Annotated in this window: 4 protein-coding genes; 2 read left to right on the top strand and 2 right to left on the bottom strand. The window is 56.5% G+C overall.

The features are described from left to right. Together QGH30_08745 and QGH30_08740 are read right to left on the bottom strand one after the other, a co-directional pair. The coding region (locus QGH30_08745) for a site-2 protease family protein (protein ID MDP7022426.1) at positions 1 to 575 on the bottom strand (575 nt) is incomplete at its 3' end. A gap of 76 nt (positions 576 to 651) precedes the next feature. Next, entirely contained in the window at positions 652 to 1,350 is a 699-nt protein-coding gene (locus QGH30_08740) for a hypothetical protein (protein ID MDP7022425.1), read from the bottom strand. A 498-nt stretch (positions 1,351 to 1,848) separates the two neighbouring features. Here QGH30_08740 and QGH30_08735 point away from each other — a divergent pair, with 498 nt between their 5' ends. Continuing rightward, positions 1,849 to 6,996, top strand: coding sequence for an MG2 domain-containing protein (locus QGH30_08735; protein MDP7022424.1), 5,148 nt, complete (start codon positions 1,849 to 1,851; stop codon positions 6,994 to 6,996). Beyond that, positions 6,993 to 9,212: a penicillin-binding protein 1C gene (gene pbpC, locus QGH30_08730; GenBank protein ID MDP7022423.1), complete on the top strand. Its 2,220-nt coding sequence runs from the start codon at positions 6,993 to 6,995 to the stop codon at positions 9,210 to 9,212. The genes QGH30_08735 and pbpC overlap by 4 nt, the downstream gene beginning before the upstream one ends. Positions 9,213 to 9,218 lie beyond the last annotated feature (6 nt).

The following is a 9,218-nucleotide window of genomic DNA, read 5'->3' as shown; positions in this document are numbered from 1 at the left end:
AAACCAGCCAAAGTGGAACCATGCTGAGCGCCCCCGACGGCAACGATGCCAACGATTCCGCTGATCTCGTCAGCGCGTGTGAACAGGGTCGCTACCGCATGCGCCATCTGCTCAAGGTCAGCCCACAAATTGGTCGCGGCGAACCGCAACGCCTCTGTGACTGCCAACTGGAACTGGACGAGGCCCAATGCGAACAAGCCAGCAAACGCAGCAGCAAGATTGGCGATCGGCCCACCTAATGCGAACGCAATTTGCTTGGATGCAGAGAGTTGTCGGAACTCGTCTTTATCTAGCCCTGGCAAAACGTATCCGCCCAAAGGAATTGCCGAGATCCAATATTCCGTTCGTCCCCGCTTAAAACTAAAGAGTCTTGGTCCAAATCCAACAGAAAGCCTCGCGATGGGGATCCTGCTCAGCTTGGCCGCCAACAAATGTCCGACTTCATGAAGTGCGATCAGAACGCCAACGAGGAAGGCGACTACCAAGTATGTCATGCTCCGACCTCCGAACTCTTGCTCTGCACCTTTCGTGACAAACGACATCTGGCTAACGTTTTGCTTCACCTGCAGACGCAAGCCGCGTAGCGGCTAGGGCACGGCCTTTGCGCAAGCAAAGGGCGTGACCGGTGCGGCTGTCGGGTGCAAGCGATTGTTAAGTGCCTTGAACCTCAAGACTTTTTATCGCAACCTCATCCGGGACTGGTAACCATTTTCCCTTTTCCACAAGAATGTTGCTATTCGCCCGATCGAAGAACCAAACCACGTCGTTTACGTCTTCATGTCCATCTATGTCTGCAAGCTTGAAAACCGCTAGTGCGACAATCCCAGTCCCGTCGGCCGAAGGGTTTATCTTTCGGTCCAGCTTTGCCCATGACTTTGGCTTGGGTGTTTGCCCTGATTTTTGAAAATTCATATACCAAGAAAAAGGCGTGTCATGCTCTTCAATTAGAGCTAAAACCATATCTCGGTCAGCATGATCCGCAGGGAGAACCTCTAGACCTGCAATCAAGCCAACCACTGGATGCCTAAGCTTCACTGGTTTTCCAGTGAGAGGGTGGGGGCTCTCAGATGACTTGTCTTCACGGACTTTGCCAATATCGTGGAGTAATGCGACCGGTCCCAATAATGTTGATAGCTGCACAGGGTTTTGGCCCAAGGCCTCCAGAGCAGTGTTTAGTTGCGAAAAATACTCATGACCCGAATAGGTTGGACCCAAAAAATCCAGATTTCTATAAACACTCTCCAAGTGATCGGCCAAAGTGACCCCTTCAGATGGGTCAAAATGGCGATCTAACATGTCGCTTGCCTCCATCCACCAATTTGAGCTTTTTACCTTATCTTCCCAATTCATTGCAGACTCCAATTCTGTATGGAAAAAATATTGCCTGTGCACTTAACTCGATTTCGACTGCCCCATGTATCTGCATACACTGCCCGTGTAACCTGATAGCTTCCAGGCAGGGGCAATCACAAGGCTCCTCGCAGCGCATGAACTCACGAAACCACTATCACAAGCTACATGGCGACACTACCATAGTAGTGGGCGACAAAAAGGGCCTCTCGGGATCGCTAGCCAAACAGGCCGACCGCCAACTGTCCACAGCATACCTTTTTCTTTCACCATGTTCAATACAGATCTTTGAACCCCGTGCACACACGCCCCCACACTCACAAGATCGAATTGAACGGGAATCATCAGGCGTTGCCAGCCCAGAACACCCCCAATTCATGGGGACAAACGGAATACCGAAGCCCGCGGAAACTTTTTTTCGCCCCGCGCATTCAAGATCCGGCTTTCGCGTCTCTCGCCATAATTCAATCAAGCCCGCCCCGGCGGCATGGGAAATCTATGCGCTCCATTGCGATGGCCCTGATACTCCTTCTCTCTTCCTTTCCTGCCAGTGCTTTCAAACTCCCGGGGCGGACCCAACTGGACCTTTCCGTGAAGGAAGATGCTACGAAAATCCAGGGCACGGAATGGCAAGTCCATCTGGAGTTTGCCCATGAGGTCTACCTGGGAAGTCTGGATCGAAAGCTCAAGGTGTTCGCAAACGGGATTGAGATTCGCCACAGAATTGAATCCCTGGACAAGACACCCCACCGGGGCAAGAGGTTCCTTCTTGGGCCGAAGGAACCTCTTGATTACTACGCCAGGGTCAAGATCAGAATTGACAAGGGTCTGAAGTCCACCCGCAAAAGACATCAGCTCCAGGAGGCTTTCGAGTATTCCTTTGGAAGCTCCCCAGACTTCTTGCTGACAAACCTGGAATGGCAGGAGGTGGAGTCTCGACTGAAAATCACTTTCAGCAATCCCGTCGACAAGAACCGGACTCTTTCCTCCCTTCGGCTTTCCCCGCGCACCTCGATCTATCGATGGAATAGCGAGGTCACAGGGAACAGCATCCTGGTCGAAGGAGACTTTCGGCACGGGCAGGACTACTCTCTTGGTTTTCGGAATCTGCGCGACCAGAATCAGGTTCCGCTTCAGGACAAGGGCCATTTCACTTTCCGGGTTCCCGACATGACCGGCAAGCTGGAGTTTGACAATCAGGACTTGCTCCTGGAAAGAGACAGTCGGCAGCTTCTTCACCTGAATGCTCTCAATGTGGAGACCGTTCAACTTCGTACCCTGAGCCTTCCGGCCCTGCTTGCACCCTTTGTCAACTTGCATCGGGACTCGCTGGAACAACTTCCGATGGAGCAAATCCGGGCGATCTTGCAAGAGGAAGCCGGAAGGATGCTTCTTCCGGAGTCCTTCCTGATCGAAGCGATGGAATTGAGTGCCAGTGGCGGGGTCTTCTCGGGCGAGCAGCAAAGAAATGTCCGCCATCGACTGACCCTCCCTCTTTCCTTTCGCGAGAATGCGGAAAATGGGGGGCTACTCCTGCTTCGCGCCAGCGATGCGGAAGAGGGCACAGTCCGATCCCGCCTGACCCTTCTCAGCGTAAGCGACCTGAGTCTCAGTGTGCGGCGAAGCGATCAGGATCTTCTGGTTTGGGTCAATTCCCTATCCACAGGAATGCCGGTAGAGGGCGTCTCCCTCTTTGCCACCACCGACAGCACCCGGATTCATTTACTCGGAAAGACCGATCATAAGGGAGCCCTGCTTCTGTCTCGCGGCAGGAGTCTCCTGTGCTGGGATCGCGAAAGAAACCGTCGGGAAAGTCAGGCTCTCGAACCCGAGAAGCTGAAGTCCCTCCTGGCTCTCGGTAAAAGTGACGCCTGCCTGCTCGAACTCGACAAGACAAGCCGCATCCGAAGTGACCTTGGAAAAGGAGGAAGTTTCAAGGACAAGCGCGGGCGTCTGGTCTGCGAGCGTGGAATCTACCAGCCCGGAGAAATGGTCTACTTCAAGGGTTTCCTCCGCCAGTGGAAGGCGGGTGAAATCCTTCCGCCAGAAAGCGACTCTTGCCTTGTCAGGATTCGCGACTCTCGCCAGCGCATCGTAAGTACAAAGTCCCTCAGGGTCTCTGACTTTGGGACCGTCCACGATTCCTTTGCCTTGCCCGCACATTCCCGAATGGGTCTCTATCAGGTCGAGCTCCATCAAGGAAAGCGGCAACTTGCAAGTTGCAATTTCCAGGTAGAGGAGTTTCGTCCACCGCGACATCGGGTGCGCATTCTCTTCGACCGGGATCAAAGGGAATCAACAGGCTATGTCAATCGCAGGCATCTCGAAGAGGCTCTCCTTTGCACGATCGAAAGCGACTACCTGGCCGGCGGGCCGGTCAAGAATGCGAAAGTGCGATGGAAGGTAATGGCCACCGATGGTCAACAAAGTGTCGCCGGGCATCCGGACTTCGAGTTTCGTAATGAACTGGCCGGGGAGAGGGACTTGCTGGAATCGGGCGAGTCAGTTCTCGATGCGCGCGGACGCTTTCAGTTTCATGTCCCGCTCTCGCGGGAAATACTCAACTCGCAGCATGGCCTTGAGATCAGCGCCAGCGTTGTGGACTTTGACGGAAGGGTGAGCCGCAATTCCTCTGTCTATCAGGAACCGGCACAGCTTCTTCTGGGAATCCGCAAGGGCGCAAGAACACGGGTCGCCGGTGACCGTTCCGTCCTGGAAGTGATGGCTCTGGATGCCGATGGGCAGCCTCTGGATTCCGGGGAAATCGAGGTTCGTGTTCTCCGCCAGAACTGGAACTACCTTCGCAAGCGAAACAGAAGCGGAGAAGTCTACTGGTCCTGGGATCGTTACTGGGAGGAATCCGGCTTTCGAACCCTGCCTCTTGAAAATGGTCGAGCGAACTGGGAACAGGAGTTCCGGGACGGAGGAGATACCCTGATCCGGGTCTCCTGTCGCACTCAGGATGGCCGGGAGATCCAGGCATCCGCTCTCTTTGAGGTAGAAGGTTACCGTCGCCCCGACGCTCAGGATCCGGAAAAGGCCTATCAGAAACTCCACCTTCTCACCGACCGGAATCAATATCAGACCGGCGACACTCTTCACCTGAAAATCCGGGGCGAAGAAAAGCTGCAATCCATTCTTCTCAGTGTCGAAGGGGAAGAACTGCGTGAAGTTCATGTTCTCGAAGGAAATGAAGTCGCCATTCCCATCCGGGAAGAACACGCCCCCAATTTCTATCTTCGCGCCTCGGCTGTTCATGGCCGTGGACAGTTTCCGCTTTACTCGGGAAGCATCGACGAGGAATCACCGCGCCTGTCTTTCGGCGAGTGCATGGTGCGGGTTCAGGCTCGTCACGAAACTCCGACACTGACTATCGGACAAGGCCATGGACCCTTGCGCGCAAAGCCCGGCGAAAACCTTCAACTGAAACTCCTTGCCGACAGGGACATGGAGGTTCTGCTTGCTGTCGTGGATGAGAGAGTCCTTGCCCTGACCCGTTTTGCCACACCTTCGCTCGCTTCCCTTCTCGACTTCCAGCTTCCCCTGAATGTGGAAGTCTATGAACAGAATCTCGCGCTGATGAGGCAATCGTTTGCGAGAGTCCTGGGCGCAAAGGAAATGACCGGTGGCGATGGCGGCTCCGCTACAGGCGCCGGGAAAAGCCTGTCGGAAGCAACGCTTCGAAAAGATTTTCGTCCGGTCGCCGCCTATCACCCGGCCTTGCGGGTCGCGAAGGGGGAAGCCTGTGTCGTCGACATTCCCCTGCCCGATGACCTTACGAGCTACCGCATCTACGCTCTTGCCTGCGACCGCAGTGATGGTCTCTTGAGTGTTGAAAGAGAGTTGCGGGTGGAAAAGAAGTTCCGCCTGGAAGCGGGCCTTCCGCGCTTCCTTTGTCGAGGAGACCGGATTCACTTTCCCGTGGCCGGCATCAGCCTGGCTCCCGGCACTTCGCCCATCGAGGTTCTCGTAGAGGAGACCGGAGACCTTCGTTTTGCCAACACGGCAGCCAAGAAGAACTGCGAGGGCCAGAGTGCTCTTCTCTATTTCGATGCGGAAGCCCCAAAGGTGGGAACTTCGCAGGTGGATTTCGCAGCACGGCGTGGAGAGCAGGGCGACCGGGTCCGCGAGGAGATTCCGGTTCACTCCCCTTCGGTTCTGGAGCGTCATTTCTTTCATGGGGTTTTCAGAGACTCCCTTACCCGAAAGTTGTCCCTGGATCCAGAACTGAAGATGCCGGAAAACGCGGATCCCGGAGAATGGAATGCCCGACTGACTCTTTCGGCTTCGCCCTTCCTTCGCCTGCGACCCGGCCTGGCTTACCTGCTTCGCTATCCCTATGGATGCATCGAACAGACCAGTTCGAGACTGCTTGGTTTGCTGGGATTCCGCTCGGCCTTGAAGTCCGGGCTTCTCCCCGGGGTGGATGCTGGGGAAAGCGATGCGATGATTCTGTCCGGGGTGGAGCGAATTTTGTCCATGCAATGTGAGGACGGTGGCTTCGGCTATTGGCCGGGCGCGAAGAAGACGCACGCAGAAGGCACTCTCTATGCCCTCAGTGCGCTGAGCCTGGCAAGGGAATCGGGAATGGAGGTGGATGCCGCCGCCATGGAAGGGGCACTTGCCTGGCTGGGGAAGAACCTGCTCAATTCCAGAACCTCGATGAGTCGGACGATGGCGCTTTGGATTCTTGCCCGCGAGGGAAAGTCCCTCCTTGCCGACAAACACATGCAGAAAGTTCTTCGGGAGCGGCCCACCCTGAGCCTCGAAGGACAATGTTATCTCGCTTTGGCGCACAGGAAGCTCTATCCTGAGATCGCTTTGACGAAGATTCTCTCGCTTCCTGTGGGCAAGGAGCGCCGGACTTACTTCCGTCCAGCCTGGCGTCCACGAGCACTGTCCCTGATGCTCGCTAATGCGGTCGGCCATGGAAATCCGGATGCGCTCGCAGAGGACTTGCTCAAGGGAATGAGCCGTCGTGGTCTATGGACTTCCACAGCGGACACCGGCTGGGCCTTGCTGGCGCTGGTCCCCCACTTTGCAGGCTCTCTGTCTTCCGGGTTCTCCCCGGGGGAACATCGGGTGCTGGATCTTGATCTTCAGGAAATCCTGAAGACCGGCACGTTTTCCTTGTGGGATCCCTTGCAGAAACCTCTCTACTACGAGTTGGAGGTCACCCATCCCAGGGGTCTCCAGACTGCCGAGGCAGGAGGAGGGATCACGCTTCAGCGAGAGATCCGAAACCTGAACGGCGAGCCTGAATACCGGGTGGGCGATCTCGTGGAGATTTCCCTTAGCCTGAAACTGGAGCGAGGGCAGGACTACCCCTACCTCGCCATTGAGGACCGCTTGCCTGCGGGGCTGGTTGCGATCAACTCCGCTCTTGCAACGGAGGAAGTCCCTGAATCCGAAACCCAGGGCCAGCAGGGCATTCGCGATCTGAATCCAAGCTATTTCGAGATTCGCGATGACCGGGTTCAGGTCTTTCGCAACCGGATCTGGAGCGGCTCCTGGGAGTTCCGCTATTTCGCACGCGTGATTTGCGAAGGCGACTTTGCTCATCCCCCGGCAATGGCCTCCCTGATGTATGAGCCAAATCGCAGGGCCTATAGCGAAAGTGGCCGCCTTGAGGTGGTCTCGCCGTGAAGAAGTGGCTCTTCCTGACAATGCTTCTTACGGTCACGGGCCTTGCCCTTCTCGCGCTTTGCTCGCCCGATGAGTTTCGGGCGAGCAGGGCAGCGGGGCGGGTGGTTCTGGATCGACAGGGGCGCGTCCTGCGTCATGTTCCCGATGAACAGGGACTGCGATCTCTGAAAGCCGGGGAAGAGGAAATCCCCGACCGGCTTCGCTTTGCTTTTCTCTCCGCAGAAGACCAACGCTTTTATCATCATCCCGGCGTGGATCCCTTGGCCATTGTGCGAGCCGCACTGGGCAACCTTCGCAAGATGAAAGTGCACTCGGGCGCATCGACCATTACCCAGCAACTGGTCCGACAGGAGTGGGCAAGAAAGCCCGGGCTTGCCGGAAAGATCGAAGAGGGGTTCCGCGCCCTGCAACTGGAACTCCGCATGAGCAAGAGGGAGATCCTCCATCACTATCTGAATCTTGCGCCCATGGGAAACCAGATGAAGGGCGTGAAGCTGTCCGCGCAGATGTACTTCGGAAAGGAACTTCAGGATCTGAGCCACGCAGAATGCGCGACTCTTGCCTCCCTGCCCAAGGCTCCCGGGCGTTTGAATCCCCGCGGGAGCCACACTGTGGAATTGCTGGAACGCAGAAACTGGGTGCTCAGTCGCATGCAAGAGGATGGCTTTCTATCAGAAAAAGAATGCCGAAGTGAAAAGTCCCGCCCGCTTGAGATTCGTCGAGATCCATTTCCTTTTCATGCGCCTCATTTTGTGAACCAGGTATTGGAAGACGATCCCGATGCCACCTGCCTGCAAAGCACTCTGGATCTGGATATCCAAAGAAACCTGGAGAGAACCCTGCTCGCACACCGGGAGAGACTGGCCAAGAGGGAGGCCCGACAATGCGCGGCTCTCGTTCTTGACAACCGGAACTCGACGCTGCTTGCGCTGGCAGGATCGCGCGAGTATGGCGACATCGACCTGGGCTTCAATGACGCGACCCTCGCCTACCGCTCCCCCGGCTCCACGCTGAAGCCCTTTCTCTATGCACTGGCTCTGGAAAAGGGAATCTCGGCAGCACAGGTGCTGGACGACACATCCCGAAGCTATCGCGCCGACCGCACGGAGTATCAGCCGGGAAATGCAGATCGAAAGAGCAAGGGGGCTGTCCGGATGCGCGATGCTCTTGCCAATTCTTTCAACTTGTCTGCGGTTTCCCTGCTTCAGGACATTGGAGTAAAGGAGTTCCTTGCTCTTCTGGAAGATCTCCAACTGGCCGCGCCTGAACGGGACAACTCCGAACACTATGGACTGGGTCTTGCGATCGGGAACATGGAAGTCCGGCTTCTGGATCTTGCCGCAGCCTACGCGACGCTCGCCCGGGGAGGAGAGTTTCGCGAGATTCAATACAAGGCGGGAGAAGGTCGGGCCCTGCGCGTGCTTTCAGAGGGAGCCTGCTACCTGATCACCGACATTCTTTCCGACCCGGCGGCACGCGCTCTGGGATTTGATGGCCTGCTCGAGCTTCCCTTTTCCCTTGCCTGGAAGACCGGGAGCAGTAACGGGTTTCGGGACAGCTGGATTGTCGGCTACACGCCCGAGTACACCGTGGCCGCCTGGGTCGGGAACTTCGACGGCAAGATGACCGCGGGGCTTTATGGTGCAGAAGGAGCGGGACCGATCATGGCCGACATCTTTCGCTCTCTTTACAGCGGATCCACGCCCGGCTTGTTCAAGAGACCGAATGGAATTACAGAACTCACTCTCTGCACCCATTCGGGAAAACTCCCCGGGGAACACTGCGAGCGTCGATCGAGGGAACTGTTTCTCGTGGGCCAGGAGCCGGACGATGTTTGTCAATTCCATCGCGAAAGCGCAGGACAGCATCGGCTACCCGCGCGCTTTGCAAGCTGGGTAGAGGAACGCTCCCGCAGGATGCCCCTCTCTCCCTATTCGCTGAAAGAAGCGAGCGGCGCAGGCAGCCTGCCCTCCATTGCCTATCCCTTTGATGGCGACCATTTCATTCTCGACGAAAATCTCGCGCGCAAGGGCCTTCGGCTTCGTGCGGAACTGGAAGAACCGCTTGCCAGCGTTGCCTGGTATGACAACGGTCGCCTGATCGCAGAATGTTCCTCTCCCTGGAACTGCAGCTGGCTTCCTACAAGAGGCCGGCACCGCATTGCTCTTGTCGGTCCCGACCATCGGGGCGAGGAGATCACGGTCTTCGTCGAGTAGAATCCT

Source organism: Candidatus Krumholzibacteriia bacterium, assembly GCA_030748535.1.
Taxonomy (GTDB): Bacteria; Krumholzibacteriota; Krumholzibacteriia; order JACNKJ01; family JACNKJ01; genus JASMLU01.
Note: the sequence above shows the minus strand (reverse complement) of the source record. Positions and strands in the feature narration are given on the sequence as shown.